General features: G+C 36.7%; 9 protein-coding genes. All 9 read right to left on the bottom strand.

Annotated features, from left to right (window positions below; all coding sequences use genetic code 11):
- Positions 1 to 87: 87 nt before the first annotated feature.
- From ABN763_RS04845 to ABN763_RS04805, 9 genes are read right to left on the bottom strand one after another with little or no spacing between them, the layout of a single operon-like run.
- Complete coding sequence (locus ABN763_RS04845) at positions 88 to 2,598, bottom strand: ABC transporter permease (protein WP_410484305.1); 2,511 nt, start codon at positions 2,596 to 2,598, stop codon at positions 88 to 90.
- 28 nt (positions 2,599 to 2,626) lie between these two features.
- Positions 2,627 to 4,987 (bottom strand): ABC transporter permease, encoded by a 2,361-nt coding sequence (locus ABN763_RS04840; protein WP_410484304.1) that lies wholly within the window; start codon positions 4,985 to 4,987, stop codon positions 2,627 to 2,629.
- Positions 4,988 to 5,012: 25 nt separating this feature from the next.
- Positions 5,013 to 7,397, bottom strand: coding sequence for an ABC transporter permease (locus tag ABN763_RS04835; protein ID WP_410484303.1), 2,385 nt, complete (start codon positions 7,395 to 7,397; stop codon positions 5,013 to 5,015).
- Between the two features lie 53 nt (positions 7,398 to 7,450).
- Positions 7,451 to 9,874 (bottom strand): ABC transporter permease, encoded by a 2,424-nt coding sequence (locus ABN763_RS04830; protein WP_410484302.1) that lies wholly within the window; start codon positions 9,872 to 9,874, stop codon positions 7,451 to 7,453.
- A 50-nt stretch (positions 9,875 to 9,924) separates the two neighbouring features.
- Positions 9,925 to 12,360: an ABC transporter permease gene (locus ABN763_RS04825; RefSeq protein WP_410484301.1), complete on the bottom strand. Its 2,436-nt coding sequence runs from the start codon at positions 12,358 to 12,360 to the stop codon at positions 9,925 to 9,927.
- 24 nt (positions 12,361 to 12,384) lie between these two features.
- Entirely contained in the window at positions 12,385 to 14,802 is a 2,418-nt protein-coding gene (locus ABN763_RS04820; protein ID WP_410484300.1) for an ABC transporter permease, read from the bottom strand.
- 25 nt (positions 14,803 to 14,827) lie between these two features.
- Entirely contained in the window at positions 14,828 to 17,236 is a 2,409-nt protein-coding gene (locus tag ABN763_RS04815) for an ABC transporter permease (protein ID WP_410484299.1), read from the bottom strand.
- Between the two features lie 23 nt (positions 17,237 to 17,259).
- A complete protein-coding gene (locus tag ABN763_RS04810; RefSeq protein ID WP_410484298.1) occupies positions 17,260 to 19,674 on the bottom strand; it encodes an ABC transporter permease in 2,415 nt (804 codons plus the stop codon).
- Between the two features lie 21 nt (positions 19,675 to 19,695).
- Complete coding sequence (locus ABN763_RS04805; RefSeq protein ID WP_410484297.1) at positions 19,696 to 22,080, bottom strand: ABC transporter permease; 2,385 nt, start codon at positions 22,078 to 22,080, stop codon at positions 19,696 to 19,698.
- Positions 22,081 to 22,088 lie beyond the last annotated feature (8 nt).

Genomic DNA, 22,088 nt, shown 5'->3' with positions numbered 1-22,088 from the left:
ATATTTTACAATTAAAAATCAAAAAGTAATATCAAAAGAATGTCAAATTTTTTGACAATAATTGTCCAGTATTTATACAGTTAGTAGTTATTCCGTTCGTAAACTTTTTACCGGATTTGCTTTAGCTGCTTTTAATGCCTGAAAGCTAACCGTTAATATGGTTATGATAAATGCACATATCGAGGCGGCAATAAACACCCATAAATCAATTTGCGTTCGGTATGCAAAATTGGTAAGCCATTCATCTACTAAAAAATATGAGATTGTCGATGCGATCAATACAGCGATAATGATAAGTTTGGCGAATTCTGTGGAAAATAATATAACCAATTCTGATAGCTTAGCACCAAGGACCTTTCTAATTCCTAACTCTTTGATTCTTTGTTCAGCTGAAAAGGCAGCAAGTCCGAATAAACCAAGACATGCTATAATTAGTGCCAATACCGTAAATATGTTCAGTACAACTCCCATACGAGTCTCTGCTCTAAATGTACTTTCAAACTCCTCATCCATAAAACTATATTCAAATAAAACGGAAGAGTCCATTTGTGCTATCTCAGTCTGAATCTCACTTATTAATAATTGTAAATCCCCCGCATTATTCACTGCTTTGGGATCAATTCGTGCAGATAAATACGTGCGTCCTCTTCCATAATTCCAAATCTTATCATTGTCTTGATGTAATATTACCAGAGGTCCTATTTTTTCTTTTACCGTTGAAAAATTAAAATCCTTTACAATACCCAGTACTTCTAGTTTATCTGCATTTTCATTAGTTAATGCAACATACTTCCCAACAGGAGAGTCAGTTGCATAATTTTCTTTGTTACCCCATCCAAATATTTTTACTGCCTCTTCATTTAAAATCACCCCATATTTGTCATTTGGCCGATTGGAATCAAAGTTTCTTCCCGCTATAAAGTCAAGATCTAATAAGTCTAAATAATCTCCTTCTGTACGGAAATCGTTTAGCTGTATGGCAGGATTTTCAGGCCCAAAGGCTCTATACTTATCACCAGACCATACATTGGGTGGCATCCCATAAGATAAACCAACATGACTAAAAGCCGGCGTGTTTTCTAGTTTCGTTTTAAGGGTTTCGGCATTGATACCTAATTGCTCCATATTGTGTATTTGAAGCACATTATCTTTTGACAGCCCTAATTCTAGCGAAGACGTATAATCCAATTGTTTTTGCACAAAAAAGGCGCAAATAATCAATGCAATTGAGATGGTAAACTGAAAAACAACCAAACCATTTCTTAAATTCTTTCCTTTAAATCCTGCATTTAATTTCCCTTTTAAAGTCTCTATTGGTTTAAATGAAGAAAGGTAAAAAGCAGGGTAACTCCCTGCCAATATTCCTAAAAGCAACACAAATAAAAGAAGAGTAACCAAAAATATAGGTTCACTAAACAAGGGAATTAGAGACAGCTGTTTCTCGGCGATCGAGTTAAAACCGCCTAACGAAATTTGCACAATTAGCAACCCTATTACCGTACTGATCGCTACAAATATGGTTGATTCCATTACAAACTGGTTAATCAATCGTTTTCTGGCAGAACCTAAAACTTTTCTGACGCCTACCTCTTTTGCTCGTTTAGCCGATCTAGCCGTAGATAGGTTCATAAAATTAATACTGGACAAAAAGAGAATTAAAATTCCAATAGCCCCAAATAGTCTTACGAATTGAGGATTTCCGTTAGGTCCAAAGCGATGAACTCCAGGCGAATTTGATAAATAAATCTTGGATAACGGTTCTAGATATAACTTCCATTCCTTTCCTGAGGTGAACTCTTCATACGGTTGGTTAAAAACTCTTTCTGTTGTCAAAGCTGCCCATTTTGGGGGAATAGCTTGAATTTTTTCACTTAGAGATACGATATCGGTATTCTTCTTAACGAGCCCATAGGTTGAAAAGCCAGTCCAAACCCATAACCAATCTTCTCTTTGTAAACGTTGTTGTAAACTATTTAGAGACACAAGCATATCGAATTGCAAATGAGATTTAGCCGATATATTTTCAATCACGGCACTTACCTTTAAAGTCTCCCAGCTTCCATCTGTATTTCTTACTTCTAACAATTTCCCAATAGGATCTTTAGAACCAAAATATCGGTTTGCAGTTTCTTGAGTAATCACGAGACTGTTTGGATCTTTCAAGGCTGTAGACGCATTTCCCTTTTTAAATTGAAAAGAAAACACTTTAAAAAAGTTCTCTTCGGCAACAAAAAAATGCTCTTCTTTGAAAATAGTTTCGGTTTTACTGCTTTCAGCGTTACGCACCGTTTTATCTCCAGAATCCAATATTCTGGTGACCTCTTCAAATTCTGGCATATCCGCTTTCAATGCGACAGCGACATTGGGCCCTGTAGATGCAAATTGATCGCTCCAGTCACCCCAAATATGAGATTGATTTACCCGGTAAATACGATCAGCTTTGTCATGAAACGTATCATATGTCATCTCACTATAAACGTATAACCCAATCATAAGACAACACGCGATACCTAGAGTTAGGCCAAATACATTAAGAAAGGTAAATTGCTTTTGTCGAACAATGTTCCTCCATGCGATTTTCAGATAATTCTTAAACATGATTTTCTTTTTTGATTGATTGTTGAGTTTATTCGGTTCGTAAACTTTTTATAGGATTTGATTTTGCGGCTTTAATCGCTTGGTAACTCACTGTTAAAAAAGCTAAACCAAGTGCCATGATACCAGCAAGACCAAAAAACCACCATGATATATCAATTCTATAGGCAAACTCCTGTAGCCATCGATTGGTAGTATACCAAGAAATTGGTGTTGCGATAACAAGTGAAATAAGCACTAATTTTAGAAAATCTTTTGAAAGCAGTGTTGTTATTCTACTCACTGATGCGCCCAAAACTTTGCGAATACCAATTTCTTTAATTCTATTTTCTGCCATATAGCTCGCTAAACCAAATAGCCCCAAACAAGAGATGAGAATAGTTAACAAAGTAAACAAGCTAGCCAACTTCTCGGTACGCTTTTCATCAACAAACTTTTGTGCGTACCCTTCGTCTATAAAATCGTAATTAAAGGGGTAGTTTGGATTGTGTTTTTTGAAGATTGCTTCAATAGTTGCTAAATTATCGGAGATACTTTGTTTGTTATTCATTTTAATATGAATCATCGTAAACCAAGCTTTGGCGCCCTCGATAACAATAGGTTCAATTTTTTGAAAAGGAGAGTTGAACACAAAGTCTTTGATAACACCCACTACACGCCAGTCAATTCCGTCATCCCTTACAACCTCACCAATAGGGTTTTTAAAATCCATTAGCTTGACGGCCGATTCGTTAAGAATCATTGCCGTTGAATCAGTTGGGTACTTGTTTAAGTCAAAATCACGCCCTTCGACAAGTTGCAAGCCCATGGTTTTGATTATAGCATCATCTGCCACCAAACGATGCACTAATGTTTTATCTTCCTTATCTTTCCCTTTCCATTGAAAATTCCACGAGTTGCTCCAAGTTTCGGTTATTGGTGAGTTTGTTTTGGAAACAGATACTGCTGCACTTGACTCTAAAAGTGCTGATTTTATAACTTGATAGTTTTTTTCAATATCACCTTCCATTTGAACATATACCAAATTGTCTTTGTTATATCCAAGTTTTCGATTTTGAACGTTATCAATTTGCTCTTTTACAACAATGGTAGCTGTAATCAATATAATTGCCACTGAAAATTGGATCACCACAAGTATTTTTCTTGGTGTAATCAGCGTATTTATTTTATAAAAAGTCCCCTTTAAAACTGTCGAAGGATTAAATGAGGATAGATATAATGCCGGATAACTGCCTGCTAATACACCTGTAAAAATCATAACGCCAACCACAATGCTCCAAAACCTAGGGTTCAACCAATCGACAACTAATTCCTCATTTACAAGTTCAGAGAACGATGGAAGTACTAATAAAACTGTGAGTAATGCGAATGCAGAAGCCAAGAAAGAAATCATAATTGACTCTCCTAAAAACTGAGCAACTAGTGCTCTTTTTCGGGCGCCCACAACCTTGCGAACACCTACTTCTTTGGCTCTTTTCTCGCTCCTGGCAGTACTTAAATTCATAAAGTTGATACATGCAATTACCAACACAATAATTGCGATAACACCAAACAATCGAATACGATCTATTAAACCGCCAACTTCTTTCCCGTTTTCAAATTTTGAATATAGATGTGATCTCTTATAAGGATAAAGAAATGTCACCATATCGGGTGACGCCTTATCATAGGTTTTACGAAGCGGTTTAATCTTTTCAGAAAAAACATCGTAGTTAACACCCTCTCGAAGTAGCACATAAGTCGCTATTGAATTGTTACTCCAATTATTGTCGTCATAACCCTTTTGTTTTAAGTAAGCCCATGGAATAAGAAACTCAAAATCAAATTCTGAATTAGCTGGAGGATCTTTTAATATTCCTGTTACTTTAAAGCTATCATCATTATCCATTGTTACTATTTGCCCAACCGCAGGCTCATCACCAAACATTTTTTGAGCAAACTTTTGAGTAACGACTACTGAATTCACATCTTCTAAAACGGTATCTACATTTCCTTCAATTAAAGGAAAAGTGAAAATCTTCAAAAAACTGGGGTCAACCATAGTCCCAGTAGATTTAATATTTTTTTCGTCATTAGAAAACAGAAAAGTGTTCTCATAAAAATACCTTGAAACCGCTTCCACATCAGGATAGTCTTTCTCGATAGTTGGCCCCATTACCTTTGGAGTAGAATTCCAAGTCCAGATTTCGCCATCGATAGGGTATTCATTATAAACCTGGTAAATTCTATCTTTCTTATCGTGAAATTGATCTACCCCAACTTCAAAGTTTATCCATATTAAAATAAGTGTTGTCACCGCCAGTCCCATTGAAAGTCCAACAATATTCAACAAGGAAAAGCTTTTGTTGCGAAGTAAATTGCGCCATGCAATTTTTAGATAATTCTTAAACATGATTTTCTTTTTTGATTGATTGATGTTATTCTGTTCGCAAACTATTTACTGGATTCATAATCGCAGCACGAATACTTTGAAATGACACGGTCATTATTGCAAGGGCGACGGCACCAAGGGCCGTAATTAAAAATACTGATATGGGCATATCAATCTTATACGCGAACCCCTCTAGCCATTGTTTCATGAAAACCCAGGCAACAGGCGATGCTATCGCTAAAGCGATTAAGGTTAACTGTACAAAGTCTTTTGAAAGTAAGGTGACAATTTGCCCAATGCTTGCTCCTAATACCTTTCTAATTCCAATTTCTTTATGTCGACGTTCAATCGTAAAAGCCGCTAAACCAAATAGCCCCAAGGCCGCTACAAAAATGGCAAGGCTACAAAAAATGAGCCCGATACTAGCTGTTTTCTCTTCTTTTTCATAAAACTGCTGTACTTTACTTTCCACAAAACTGTAATCGAATACCGCATTACCTGCTACCTTTTTATAGGCGCTTTCTAAACCAGTTAAAGCATTTTGGGTACTACCTCCATAGCGCACCAATAAATAGGATAAGTATTCTGTTTTGCGATTATGAAATGCATACCCGCCTATTGGTTCGCGCAGCGAATTAAAATTGAAGTTTTCAACCACTCCAACGATATAGGCATTATCGCCTAGTTGCATGTTGACCCGTTTACCTATGGCATCATCTGGACTTATTCCTAAATAATCAACTACTTTTTTGTTGACAACAACGTCAACAATAGTATCGGTCTGACTTTTATTTATCGGAAGACTTGTACCTGCCAATAACTTTAATTGGAGCGCATTGATCACATGGGCATCACTTCGATTGGTACGCACGGTATAACCCTCTTCATCTGTATCATTTTTAAAGACAGAACGCCCACTTACACCAACACCAGGAAATCCTTGTGCTCTTGATACGGAAGAAACGTAACTCAACCGCTCTAGTTCTTGTATTAAAGCATTTTGCATTTCAGGTTTTGCCATTCCTGTAGTTGAAATAGCCACAACACTTTCGGGCTGAAAACCTAAGCTTTTTTCTTTTACAAAATTGAGTTGCATATAGATAACAAGTACTCCTATGATCAACACGGAAGACGCCATAAACTGAAAAACCACAAGACCTTTACGCACAAAAACGGTGCTTTTACTTTGACGGAATGTAGGACTTAGAATATTTTTAGGAGAGAACCCCGCCATGAACAATGCCGGATACGATCCTGAAACAAAAGTGGTAATTACAAATACTAGTAGTAATCCTAGTACAAATTTCGTCGAAAATGCAGTATTGATGTCCAGCGTATTATTAGTTAATTGATTAAATACTGGTACGAGTAACATGGCCAAAACCAGCCCAATACCAATAGCAATAGCTGTTACCAAAGCTGTTTCAGTATAAAAACGGACAATAAGATTCTTTTTAGATGCTCCCAACGTTTTACTTATGCCGACATCTTTATTTCTTTTTTGGGTTTTTGCAGTTGTTAAGTTCATGTAGTTGATACAGGCAATGATCAACACCAAAATTGCCAGTAATAACATACTGCGCACCTCGGTTATGCTTCCAATATTGTTGGTATAGGTATCTGTATATCCTGAAGAATATAGGTGAATATCAGGAAGGGGTTGTAACGAAAGTGAAAACCATTGATCTTGTTTCTCAATGTTTTTATCTAATACGGATTGCATTTGCGATTCAACAATGATAGGATCAGCAGCTTTATCCAGTAACGCATATGTTTCAAAACTAGCGTTATCCCAAGTGAGTCTTTTTGCAGCCCATGTACTTGAAAACGACCCTAAAATATCACATTGTAACGAGCTATTTTTCTCAAAATCCTTAAAAACCCCTGTAATTTCAAGTTGGGTGTCGCCATCTACAACCAAAACTTCTCCTAAGGGATTATTAGACCCAAAATACTTGGAGGCAATGCTTTCTGAGATCAGCACTGTTTGTGGTTTGATCAGCTGATCTTGAAGATCACCTTGAGTGATGTTAAGATCAAATAGTTCCATAATAGAAGGGTCAACCCAATATAACTTATCCTCTATAAAACTCTGTTTATTCACAGCAACGACCGCAGTGCCCCCAAAATCATGTTGTAGTAATCGCGTGGCTTCCGTTATCCCCGGAATTGCGTCTTTCATTTCCGGACCAACTGCCGATGGGCTTGAACACCAGGTCTCTTTGGTGCCCTCATCATCCACATTCATTAAAATGCGATATACTTGATCTTTTTTACTATACATCAAGTCATGACTTCGTTCATAATTGATAAACAATAGCAACAAAATAGTTATAGCCAAACCAAGTGATAACCCAAGAATGTTGATAGTTGAAAACAGCTTGTGATGCTGAAAACTACGCCAAGCAATTTTTAAATGATTTTTGAACATGATTTCTGTTTTTTAATTGATGACTAAACAACTTAATGCAGGTTGATATAAGACTATTCGTCTTTTAATGCTTCTATAGGATTCCCGTTAGCAGCGTTAAAACTCTGCCAGCTAACCGTTAGCAAGGTGATCAATAAAGTACTAATACCTGCAAGGACAAAAACCCACCAACTAATACTAGTTTTAACAGCAAAGTTTTCTAACCAATTATTCATAAAATACCACCCTAATGGTACTGCTACAATAAAGGCAATAGCTACCCACTTTATAAAATCAATATTTAAAAGCTTCAGTATTTTCAGTACCGATGCTCCATTTACTTTTCGAATACCAATTTCTTTTTTACGTTGAATACAGGTGTACGAAGTAAGACCAAACAGCCCTAAACACGCAATGAAAATGGCTAGTAGGGTGAATACAGTAAAGGCTGTTCCGAACTTTTTGTCTTCGGCGTATTGCTCTTCAAATTTTGAATCTAAAAACGTATAATTAAATGTGCTATATGGGAATAAATCTCTCCAAGTACTTCTTATTTGAGAAATTGCAGATGAGAACCCTGCTACTGATGAAGCTTTTTCATCTAACTTAATCAAGATGTTATTGTCAGACTGTCCATGGGTAATGACCATCGGCAGTACTGGGTTTTTTAAACCAAAATGATGATAGTCTTTCACGACCCCAGTAACGAGCCAATCATTACCCCAAAATCTAATTGTTTTATCAATAATGGCATTCGCATCTGGAATATTCATTACCTTCAAAAATGTTTCATTTAGGACAACATTGTTACTCGTTTTTCTTGGAGTGTCTACAAAAGTTTTACCCGCAACAAAATCAATTTCAAGAAGTTCAAAATAGTCGCGCTGGGTGTAGTATTGATACCATATTTGTTGATCATTTTCAACGCCTCCGGGAAGTATTATTCCAACTGAAGAAGAAAGTTGATCAAAACTTGCTCCTGGAATTGTTTTAGAGTTTGTGATCTTTTCAACGAAAGGAAGCTTTGAAAGCTCAGTCTGTAAAACATTAAACTCTTCTTGAAGTAGTGAATCTTTCTTGGTTGATATCACACTTCCTTGAATAGACACAATCTGATTGAGGTTGACCCCTGTTGGTTGATTTTGAATGTAGTCTATTTGTTTGGTCACTACAAAAGTGCCAATTATTAAAATAATAGTCGCCAAAAACTGGGTAATGATCAGGCCTTTTCTTATGTTCAACCCCCCGGCAGAAGCCCGAACCTTACCTTTTAATGCTTTTGAAGGCGAATAACTACTTAACAACATAGCAGGATATAAACCAGCCAATATCATTCCCAAAAGAATAATACCTAAAACCGGAGCTAACTGTTTAAGGTTGCTTAAACTAATACTAAGATCACTTCCTGTAAGATTGTTATAAATGGGTAGTACAATAAGCGCGACTCCTAATGCGATTGCTATTGCAGCTGCATTAAGTATCACTGACTCTAATAACGACTGCATGATAAGCTGCCTTTTTTGTGCACCGGCTACCTTCCTAATCCCAATTTCTTTAGCACGCTCTAATGACTTTGTGGTGGATAAATTGATGTAGTTTAACCAAGATAAAACAAGAATAATAAAAGCAATAGCTGTTAAAAATTTTACTCGTGTGGCACTGCCATTAGTTTCAATCTCAAATGGCATATTAGATTGTAAATGAATGTCTTGAATTGCTTGAATATTGTGTCGTTCATCAGGGTCATCTTCTATGTCGTCATTAATTATTTTTTGTCTTAGCTGGGCGATGCTGGCATTCTTATCCACTTTAAAATACGTGTAGTAGTTGTTCATGTTCCAGTTAAGGTCAGTATGCCTTGGGCCAAATATATCCCACGCTTTTTGAGTGCTAAATGAAATTAGATACGCATTTTTAAAATGAGAGTTCTTAGGAATATCCTGCATTACTCCGCTTACTTTTAAAGTAAGAGCATCGCCGTCCCACACCATTTTAACTGATTTACCCATTGGATCTTGGTTGCCAAATAACTTGTTCTTTAGACTCTCAGTAAGTACAATGGTGTTGGGTTCTTTTAAAGCAGTTTCTTTAGTGCCCTGAAGGAGATCATAAGTAAAGATGTTAAAGAAGCTATCATCTGCCATCGACCCTCTTGGCTGTTCTATTATATTCTCACCAACCTGAAACGTTACTTTTTCAAAGTAAAAAAACCGAACAAAGTCTAGTATCTCGGGATATTTTTCTTTTAAGGTTGGGCCTGTAACATTATAAGTCATAGCGTCACCCGGCACATAAGTATCACCTTCTAAATAATCTAAATATGGACGATACACATTTTCTGATCCCTCAAACTTATCGAAGCTACGTTCATAGTTTACATAAACCATGATTAGTATAAATGAAGCGACCCCAACTGTTAATCCTCCTATGTTGATAAAAGAATACAACTTGTTTTTCAATAAATATCGAACAGCAATTTTGATGTATAATGTGAACATAATTTCTTTTTTTTGACGTATAGCTAAAACCTTTCTGGTTAACTTATCAGCTATTCCGTTCTTAAACTTTTTACAGGGTTAACAATAGCGGCCTTAATGCTTTGATAGCTTACCGTTATAATTGAAATTATAACTGCAGCTAAAGCAGAAACAAAAAATACCTGCCAGCCAATATCTATTTTGTACGTGAAATCTTCCAGCCATTTGCTCATAGCATACCACCCAAACGGAAGGGAAATAAGAATGGCTATTCCTACTAATTTCAGAAAATCTATGGTCAGTTTAAATGCAATTTGAGAAACGCTAGCCCCCAAGACTTTTCGAACGCCAATTTCCTTTGTTCTTTTTTCGGCATTAAACGCTGCAAGACCAAATAACCCTAGACAGGCAATTAAAATAGATAGGATGGTAAATACCACGAATATTCTTCCTAGATTTTGCTCAGCCCTATAGGTAGTGTTAAAAGCTTCGTCCATAAACCGATAGGTAAAGGGTTGCCCAGGCGCGACCTCGTTCCATGTGTTTTCGATTGCAGCAATAGCATTGGAAAAATCTCCTGCACTTAATTTAATAGCCATTGAACCTCGAGAATCACCTATAGTCAAACTAAGTGCGCCAATATCTTTGCGAAGTGTTTCAAAATGAAAATCTTTTACCACCCCAATGACAGTTAGAAATTCCATGTTCTCACCCTGACCAAGATTTCTAGACAATCGCATACCTAATGCTTCATTCGCAGATTTGCCGATAATTGCTAGCGCAGATTCATTGATAATCATCGCAGTAGAATCGGCAGTGAATTCTTGGTTGAAATCCCTTCCGGCGACAATCTCCATATTCAAGGTAGGAATGTAATCGTGATCAACTTCCCAAATTTGCATATTAATGGCATCTTCCTGATTCATTTTACCTTCCCTGCCAAAACTGGTATTACTTCTAAATGACGGTGTGGGCAAGTATCCCGTAAGTGAAACACTTTCAACTTGGGCCAATTGTTTTATTTGCTCCTTAAATGAGTTCGCTCTATCTCCAACGGCATATGCATCTTCAATAATAAGCACTTGATCTTTGGTGAAACCCAATTCCTTACTCTGTATAAAACTTAGTTGCTGATAAACAATTAACGTGCTAATAATAAGAAACACTGATATTGCAAACTGAAATACCACTAGTGAGTTACGCACATTTGCATCTCCCATATTTTTTGAACTTAGGCCTTTGAGCACTTTGGCAGGAATGAACCTTGTCATAAAAAAAGCAGGATACCAGCCTGAGAATAATCCCAAAATTGCAGTCGCCACCAATAACATAATCCAGAAAACTGGGTTGAAAAATGGAATTTCAATCGACTTATCAGCCAAAGCATTGAAAAACGGTAACGCAAGAAATGCAATTACCAAAGCAAAAAGTAAAGAAATAAATGTAATAAGACCGGACTCGAATAAAAACTGCTTGATCAAGCTTATTTTGGTTGATCCTAGCGTTTTTCGAATGCCAACTTCCTTTCCTCTTTTTAGAGAATGAGCTGTAGATAAATTCATGAAATTAACACTGGCCAACACCAACAAAAAGAGCCCTATAAATGACAAAATATATACATTGTTAATCGTACTATTTGCGCTCATTTCGCCATCTAGATCAGAATACAAATGAATATCAGTCAATGGCGTGCTGCCAAAATATAGGTGATTCCCAGATGCTTCAAATTGCGCCGCGGTAATACCAGGAAAGAAGTTTTGGGCATAGGGTATAACATAGGTGTTGAACATTGATTGCAGTGCCTCCTGAAAATCATTCATATTTGTATTTGGCAAAAGCTTTACCAGGGTGTAATAATTATGACTCGTCCACTCTGTATCAGATGCGTCTTCAAGTCCTGCCATCGCCATAAAAACAGAATAATCCCGAAGAAATGAATTATTTGGCATGTCTTCTATTACCCCGGTAACAGTATACGTATCATTATTATCAAGAATTACTGTTTGACCAACTGCTTCATTAATACCAAAGTGTTTTTCTGCAGCAGTTCGGGTTAGTATTACTGTATTTGGCTCGTTTAATGCTGTCTTTTTATCCCCGCTCAGCAAATCTAAATCCAGCATTTCAAAAAAGGAAGCGTCGACAAATGTTGAAAATGGCTCCTTTGTATTTTTTTGTGAGTTTTCCTTTCGTATTAGCATATTACCTGTGCTATTAAATCGGGTGGCTAATTCAACCTGAGGAAAATCCGTAACCATTGTTTCTGCCATTGGAGCCGATACTTCAGCCATAACACTTTCTGTTCCTCCAAATTTGACATCGACATGAATACGATGAATACGATCAGCATCAGTAAACATTTTATCGAAACTCAATTCATCATAGATATATAGTGAAATAAGAAGGCCCCCCGCAATACCAATGGCAAGACCAAAAGTATTTAAGAAGGTAAAGAATGGCTGTTTCCTTAGGCTCCTCCAGGCAATTTTTAAATAATTCTTAAACATGATTTCCTGTTTTTGATTGATGATTTATTCACTTTGCAGGCTTTTCAAAGGTTGTATAAATGCAGCACTAATTGACTGGTAGCTTATTGTGAGTATGGCAATCCCAAGGGCAATAATTCCTGACAAGGCAAAAACCTTCCAATCAATATCAATTTTATACGCGAAATCTTCCAACCATTTTGACATGATATAAGCCCCAATTGGCGTAGCAATAACAATTGAAATGATAATAAGTTTCATATAACTCAAGGTTAGCAACTTATAAATGCTTTTAAAAGGAGCTCCTAATACCATACGGATACTAATTTCTTTTTTACGCTGCTCTACCATAAAAGCAGACAAGGCAAACAAGCCTAAGCAAGCCACAAAAATTGCGAAGAATGCAAAGCTGTTAAAAATCACTCCCATTCGTTTTACATCTTGATGCATCGTTGCAAAGTCTTGGTCTAAAAAGGTATAGCTGAAATTTTGATCGGGCATATTTTTATTCCAAACAGACGCTACCGATGAAACCGCTTCATTGATGGAGTTTCCTTTTAACTTAATCATGATGGCGCCGTAATTTCTGCCGATCACTAGAGACAGCGGTTGAATATCTTCTTTTAGCGATTTAAAATGAAAATCTTCAATAACCCCAACAATCTTCCAAGTGGCATAGTTGTTATTAATAAACTTACCTATCGGATTTTCAAGACCTAATTGGCCAGCCATTTTCTCGTTAATAATAATGGCTTCGGAGGCATCAGAGGCATATTCTTCTGAAAAATCTCGCCCCTGTTTTAATTTAATTCCAAGCGTATTTAGATAGCTATAATCAACTCGCCATATTTGACCTGGTACACCCCTTGTTTCCGCTCCCTCTCCTTCATTTTTAAATGTATTCCCATTGCGCTCGTAACCATCTACTGGTAAATACCCGCTTTGAGATACTTGGCTTACAAATGATAACTCACTTAACTGATTTTTAAAGCTCTCCACCTTTTTTCCAAGCGATTCAGCCCCGTTAATTACCAGTACTTGCTCCTTTTCATAACCCAATTCCTTTTGAAGGATAAAGTCCATTTGCTTATAAATAACCAATGTACTTATGATCAGAACAACCGAGGTCGTAAACTGAAATATGACAAGGCCACTTCTCAGTTTCCCGCTTTTAGCTCCTACTTGTAAACTCCCTTTTAATACATTGACCGGTCTAAATGCCGATAAATAAAATGCCGGATATAGCCCGGCAACAAGCCCTACTACTAAAGCGGCTAAAGGAAGAATGGTAACAAACCATACTTGTCCCCAAGGCATACTAATGCTTTTTCCTGCTATTTCATTGAATGTAGGAAGCAACAACCATGTCAATAAAATTCCCAGTGCGAACGAAGCGATGCTAAACAGCACCGACTCCGTTAAAAACTGGGTAACGAGATTTCGCTTGAAGGCTCCCACCGTTTTTCGTAATCCGACTTCTTTTGCTCGGTTAGCCGATTTTGCAGTTGATAAGTTGATGAAATTGATGCAAGCCAATAACAATATAAAAATTGCGATAGCACCAAACAACCAAACAAATCTGATATCTCCATGCCGCAATCCGTCGTTCATTCTTATATCAGATTTTAAATGTACATCTGCGATTGGCTGTAGCTTATACTCAATGGTTTTTAAAACTTCTATAAAATCTGCCGATCTACTTCGTTCAATTTGTGCGGGAATGATGTAATCTTCCATTATCGAAAACATCTTTTTTTCTAAATCGGCGACATTTGTGTTAGGAGCAACTTGTATATAGGTATAATAATTTTGATGCGTCCAATTCATGTTTTGATCCTCAATCCTCAACAAGAAATCAAAGTTTAAATGCGATTTATGTAATGAAGGATTTATCACCCCAGTTACGGTATACGTTTCGTCAGGATTGTCATCTAAAACCACTGTTTTACCAACAGCATTACCGTTAGGAAAGTAGATTTTTGCTTTTTCGTGTGACATTACCATGCTTTTAGGCTGCGTCATTGCGCTTTCAAGGTCGCCTTCTCCGAGTGATATTTCTAGTACCTCTAGTGCATTCTGATCCGCCAGTAAAAACCCATCTTCTAAGTTATTTCTTGACTTGCCACTAACTTTTAAAGAACGTTTGCCGGCTCCGAAAAGTTCTGAAGCGTTTACCTTTCCTGCCTTTGTTATTTCAGGAAAGTCGTTTTGAAGTGCTTCTGCAAAGGGCAATGGAAAATGAACACTTTTCATTACCTCACCATTGAACATCCCCTGAAAAACAACTCTGTAAATCTGATCTTTTTTCTCGTAATGCTTATCGTAACTTAACTCATCTTTTATAAAAAAGGTAATGAGTAAACAGGCGGCGATACCAACGGCAAAACCGCCAATTTTTATACTCGTAAACAGTTTATCTTTTAAAATACTTCGCCATGCTATTTTTAAGTGATTCTTAAACATTCTTTGATTGATTTATGATGATTGATTATTCGGTTCGTAAACTTTTTACAGGATTTGCGCGAGCTGCTTGAAAGGATACTCCTCCAACTACTAAAGCTATCAGTAAAAAAGTAAATAGCGGTACCAACAAAAAAACGGTCGGCTGTATTTGCACTTTATAAGCAAAGTTTGAAAGCCACTTTCTAATTACAATCCAAGCTATGGGCGCTCCTATTAGGAAAGAAACAATAATAAAAGAGATATATTCTTTTACCGATAATTTAAGTATCGCATACAATGAAGCACCTAATATTTTCCGAATCCCGATCTCCTTAGTCTTCCCTACTACTAAGAGTAAAGTGATACCAATTATTCCTGAGAACGCTAAAAATGTCGCCAAGAAGTTTAAAATAAAAATGAGATTAGCAGTTTTTGAATCCTGTTTATGTAATTCTTGAAAGCTATTATCTGCGTATTCTATTTGTAAAGGGTTTTTTTCATCAAGATCACTGTGTATGGCCTTTATTTTGTTAACTACTTCTGGCATTATTGAAGCATCAACCGAAACTATACTGCGCCCAGACATTCTAACTCTATCAGAAACAGTAATAAAATAACTGGTAATGTTTTCCTTTAATGAAAACACATTAATGTCTTCATAAATACCATCTACTGTAAAAGGAAACCCCATAGTACCATCTTCATTTTGGTAAGAAGGTTCTGTAACAACAGTCATTCCAATAATATTGTCAGGACTAACTTGCCTAATAGCCGCAAAGCGTTCAGCTGCCGATCTATTTATTAGTGTTCGCCTAAATCGCTTTTCAGTTGAATTAAAAATTTCAGGCGACAATGTGGTTTTTAATTGATAAGCCTGAATGGCATCATAATCAAGATAAAACTGATTTGAATCTGAAAAAACTTCATCAGAATCTTCAATTTTATAATTAATGTTGTTGAATGTTTCTATCGCGAAAGAGGACCCGTTACCCACATAATTAACTCCTGGTATTGCTCTTATTTCTTTTTGAAACAAGTCTAACGTCTCCTCTGAGGAATAGGTGTAAATTAAATTCTTGCTGTTATACCCTACATCTTTATCTTCTATATATTTTATTTGTTGATACATGAAATAGGAAACACAGGTAACACCAATTAAAATTGAAAATTGGCTGATCACAAGATATTTTCTTAGCGAAAACTGTTGAAAGCTCTTTTCTTTTAATTTTTCGTTGAATAACGTTATTGCCTTTCTTTTTGATAACAAAAATGCAGGAGCAATGCTGGACAAAACTCCAAATACCAATGCAAGAATAACAAAATACAGCAGGGTTAATGGTTCTGTTAGCATATTGGAGGCCAACTGTACTCCCATAAATTCATTAAAAATTGGAGTGATAACACTTATTAGTAAAAAAGTAACTGGCATACACAAAATGACTAATACTATTGCTTCTACCACAAACTGTTTGACTATGTTGTTACTAGATGCCCCCATTACTTTTCTTACCCCAATTGTTTTTGATTTTTTCGCTTTAAGCGCCAGCGTGAAATTGGTATAATTAAAAATGGTGATTACTAAAATCAAAAAACCCACTATCCCAATAATGTATATATACTGAATGTTACCGGGTGTTTTTAATTCATATAGAATATTAGACTTTAAATGGATATCAGTTATTGGTTGAAAAAAATGCCCTTTGTGTATTTCAGAATTGGCCAAACGAGGTATTATTTTTTTCATTTCAGAGTCAAACGTTGTTTTAAGGCCAGCTAAATCAATCTTAGGTGCTAGCTGTACATATAAATGACTCCCCCAATAGTTGATCGTTTTCTGATTTAAAGCAAGTTGAAAGTCGAAATGAGAATTTTTAGGAACATCTTTTATCACTGCTGCGATGCGAAAGTTTATACCATCGATTTCAACAGTTTCACCTACGACTTGCGAAATATCCTGTTCAAAAATCCTTTTCGCTTCCGATTCAGTTAACATAACGGTGTTTGGACTATCGTAGAAACTATCCAATGAGCCGGACAAAATTTGCCAAGAAAACATTTTCACAAATGACTCTGGGGTGTTGGTATGTAATACTTGCTTTATTTCATAATTTTTCCCATCCTTATTTAGGTATTCAACCTCATTGAAAACCATAAATTGAGTAGCATTCTTTATTCCGGTGATGTTCTTAATTGTCTCTATTTGCTTTTCTTGCTCCTCGGCAGTGCTATCATTAAAGCCCACAACTGCATAGTCTTGGGACCTTATCTTTCTTGCAACACGGTATAATTCTTCGCTGTTTTCATGAAATGTATCATAGCTATTTTCAAAAATTAAATACCCAGATGCTAAATACATTACAGAGAATCCTACTATCAAACCAAAAACATTTAAACCAGTAAATACTGGGTTGGCTATTAATGATCGAAATGTTGTTTTCAAATAACTAGTAATCATTTTTTTAATTTTTTGGTTAAAAACTACTCTGTACGCAAACTCTTAACTGGGTTTTGCAATGCCGCCCGAATTGTCCCTGTACTAATGGTTGCTAATGCGATCAGAACCGCCAATGCTCCTGCGGCAATAAAAAACCAAATAGAAAGGTCGACATGATAGGTATAGCCCTCTAGCCAATTTTTTGCAGCGAACCAAGCAAAAGGCACCACTAGTACAAATCCTATAACAACCAACTTTACAAAGTCTTTCGCTAGTAATACTGCAAGCGAAGCGACACTGGCTCCTACCACTTTTCTAACCCCAATTTCTTTGGTGCGTTGGTTAACCACCAGAAGTGAAATTGCCAACAATCCGATACAGCTAAGAATAATTGCTACAATTGCCCCACTAGTGATGATGGTGATCATTATTTTTTCACGACGCAATGCACGGTCGATATTCTCATCTAAAAAAGAACCCAAAAACTCCGCATTCGGTTCTATGGCCTTCCATGCGGTTTCAATTGCACTAAATGATGAAGCGAGATTTTCAGGTGCTACTTTGATATATGCATAGTATAGATCCCAATCATTATTCATGAAAAGAGTGAGAGGTTCTATTGTTTTATCCAATTTATGGAAGTGATAATCTTTAACAAGTCCAACGATTGTATAATTGATACTATCACTAAGAATGAAACGCTTTCCTACAGGATCTTCTTCTCCAAGTTCTTTCGCCATTGCCTCGTTAATCACTACCGATAAGCTATCGGCAGCAAAATCTCTATTAAAAGTTCGTCCGTTGATCAATTCTAGATCGAGTGTTTTTGGGTAATCATAGTCTACCACCAACATATGAGTTTTGACTGAACGGTCCTTATAATCGAAGCCTAATCGACTTATATAGGCGCTTCCATCTTTACCACGCCCCAAGGCATTATCTGATCCTGAAACGCTTAGAATATTACTATTTCCTGAAAGCTCTTCCCGTAATAACTGAACCGCGGTGTACGAGTTTTTCTTTCCGTTTAAAGGCACTGATACAACTTGCTCCTTATTATAACCAAGATCTTTGGTACGCATATACTCCAGTTGCCCCCACAGCACAAATGTGCCACTGATTAACAAAATTGCAATTGCAAACTGCACGACCATTAACACATTGCGCAAAGCGTTACCGCTTTTTACTTCTAACTTTCCTTTTAGGGCTTGAAGTGTTCCTAGTTTAGTAAGCAACAGTGCGGGATAACCCCCAGCAATTAATGTTATGATAAAAAATATGATAAACGCGCCGGTTAAAATCGCTGGAGAAAAGGTATTACTGTAGGTCGCTCCTGTTCTGAATAAGATTTTAAAGTCGTCTAGTAACAATGCACTTAATAAGGTTCCTATAATAATAGTTGCCAGAAATATTAAAATGCTCTCATTCCAAAATTGAAAGAATACATGTCGTTTTGCTGCACCTAATGTTTTTCGCATTCCAATTTCTTGCAGTCGCCCTGTGTTTTTGGCGATGCTCATGTTAATGAAGTTCACACTAGCGATAAACAGGATTAAAAAAGCGATTCCTAAAACGATATATGGAAGACTTTTATTAGTGGTCGCAGTACCTCTTGAGTAACCGGTAAAATAAGCATCCTTAAAAGGAGATAAGCTTAAGTTTACATATTGACCTTCCTTATCTACTGAAACGCCATCACGCTTTGCATTCTCAATTTCATTGGTGTAATGTAAATTGACAAATGAATTTGTGGCAGTCTCAAATTGTGCCGTGGTAACACCTTCATCTAATATTAAAAATACTTGATGATTGCTAGATCCCCAATCGTCCATTGCTTCATCATGACCCGGTATATTTTTGAAATTGACTAAAACCTCAAAATCCATTGTACTGTTTTGTGGTGCATCTTCAATAATAGCAGTTACCTGAAAAGGTCTTGCCTGGCCTTCAACCATTAAATTTATGGTCTTACCAATTGCATTGTCATCACCAAAAACGGCAGTTGCTAATTCCCTAGCTAATACAGCGGTATTTCCTTCTTCAAAAGGGTTTTGGCTGTTTCCCTCAAGTATCGGAAATGAAAAAATTGAGAAAAAATCGGGATCTACCCATGTAAGATCAGCTCCTAACTCCTTGTCTTTATAGGCGAGCAAGGTGTTTTCTTCTAAATGCCTCGTAATTTTTGAAATTCCAGGTATTTCTTCCTTTAAGGTTGATGCAAGTGGAATAGGATGTGAGGTATTTGCTTCGGGTCCTTTGATTCGCTGAGAAGTGATATACACTTGCTGAATATCGTCGGTATTTTCATGAAACTGATTGTACGATAACTCAAAAAGTGCGGCCATACTGAGTAGTATAGCAGCACCAAATGCAACCGAAAGTCCAATAATATTGAGGAACGTAAACCCCTTGTTCTTTAGGAGGCTTCTCCAAGCAATTTTTAGATAACTTTTAAACATGATTGATTATTTTGATGATGATTATTCAGTGCGTAAACTTTTAATTGGGCTTGTTGTGGCCGCCTTTAACGTTTGATAGCTGATAGTTATAAGCGTAATAAGCATTACCGCAGCAATTGCTAACACAAAGTACCACCAATGTATTTTGGTTCTATAGGCATATCCTTGAAGCCATTGTTCCATCAAATACCAAGCAAACGGAGTTGCCAAAGCTCCTGCGATAAGAATAAGCTTAAAAAAGTCAACTGTAAACAAGGTTAAGATGTTTACTACATTGCTTCCTAAAACCTTTCGAATCCCAATTTCTTTGGTGCGTAGTCCTACAAAAAATAGGATGAGTCCATACAACCCTAAACAACCAATGAAAATAGCTAAGCCTGCAAAAATTTTAGAAAGTGCAAGGTAGCGTTGCTCAGTCTCGTACTGCTCGGCAACACGCTCATCTAAGAAACGATAGTCGAAAATATAATCAGGAAAGGCAGTAAGCCACTCAGCTTCGATTGCCCCTAGGGTCGCTTTTGTACTTTGATGATTGATCTTTAATGCGATCTCACCATACCAATTATGATTTGCTACAATCATCACGGGTCGGATCTCTTGAGTGAAGTTTGCATCGTGAAAGTCTTTAACGACTCCTACAATTGTTGCATTAATATCTCCCCCATTGGCTTCTATTTTTTTACCTATTAATTCATCAGAAGATGCCACTCCGATCTTTTGTCCAAATTTTTCATTAACTAATACCTCAGAAATCGAGTCGCTTTTAAAAAAGTTGCGGCCAACAGCCAGTTCTATATCAAAAGTTTCCAGATAATTTACATCGGCTATTTTGGCTTGAATACTGAACTCTTCAGCTTCTGGTCTGTTATTGTATTTTACACTGGTGCCCCAATTATTTACCGCTCCGCCAGGACTACTTAAGCAAGCCGAAACATTTTGTACTCCGGGAATTTTAGCCAGCCTTAGCTTTAAGCTTTCAAATTTAGCTGGTTCGATATCTGCAGGAATTTCAGACATTACAATAGACTCTTTATCGAAGCCCAAATCTGTATTAATTGCATAGTCTATTTGTCTTGAAATAATAAGCGTTGCCACAATTAAAACAATAGAAATTGCGAACTGAGCCACTACTAAAAACTTTCTGATTGACGCACCTCCTGTATCATTATGATCCACCTTCCCTTTTAATGCTAGAACGGGAACAATACGAGACATGATGATACCCGGATAACTACCTGATAAAAATGAAACCAGCATTAATGCTCCCATCAAGAATGCGAAAAACTTATAGTCTAAAATGTCTTGAAATGACAGTTGGAGCTCGAAAAGACTATTAAATGATGGTAAAAAAACCAGCGCAAGTCCAATCCCAACTAATATTGCAAATAGGCTAATTACAAAGGTCTCAGATAAAAACTGCCAAAATAGATGCGTTTTAAAGCTCCCCAGTACTTTACGCACTCCTATTTCCTTTGAGCGGTAAAAGGTTTGAGCTGTTGATATATTTACAAAATTAATACAGGCTATTGCTAACAGAAAAACCCCTATGATGCCGAAAACCCATAAAATCACAGGATCAATCCCTGTATAATCGGGGTTTAGATGAATGTCTGAAATAGACTGTAGCTTATATACATGACGATTCTTACTTTTTGGTCTGTGTTTTGCCGGAAGTTCTTCAAGCGCCTTTTCAATTGCACTAACATTTTGTCCCGGATTAAGTAGCGCATAGCATTGTAAATTACTGGTAATGCCTCCCCAATTTTCACCTCCTGCGAACTCAAAAATGTCATTCACATTCTGAAAGGATACAAACATTTCAGAATTTAAGAAGGTTGTTTTAGGAAGATCCTTTAACACCCCGACAACCTCTATCGTTTTGTTATTATCAAGAACAAATGTCTCGCCAACTACATCAGTTTTACCAAAAACACGTGCAGCAGCTTTCTCTGTCAAAACACCAGTATTTGGAGCCTCAAGCCCCGTAACTTTTTGTCCGTTTAAAAGTGGAAAATTGAAAATTTGAAAGAAATCGGCCTCTACAAATGCGATATCTTCCTTTAGCTTTGTAGTTCTCCCATTTGCCTCGGCATTAATGGTCAGACCATCTTGAAATACAATTTTTGCAACCTTTTCTGCATACTGATAATCTTCTCGAAACACCTTAGCAAAAGCAGGAGGGACACTTGCTTCGTATTCAATCTCATCACGATGTTCTTCGGTATTAACTCTGTAAATTCTGTCCGAATTTTCATGAAACTTATCAAAGGAAAGATGGTAATTAAGAAATATATAAATCAAAATACTACTTCCAAATCCAAGTGCTAAACCAAAAATATTGATAAAGGCAAACACTTTGCGCTTGCGAAGATTTCTCCAAGCTATTTTTAGATAATTTTTAAACATAACGTATT

Source organism: Spongiivirga sp. MCCC 1A20706 (assembly GCF_046524175.1).
GTDB lineage: Bacteria > Bacteroidota > Bacteroidia > Flavobacteriales > Flavobacteriaceae > Spongiivirga.
This window is presented reverse-complemented; position numbering and strand designations above follow the sequence as displayed.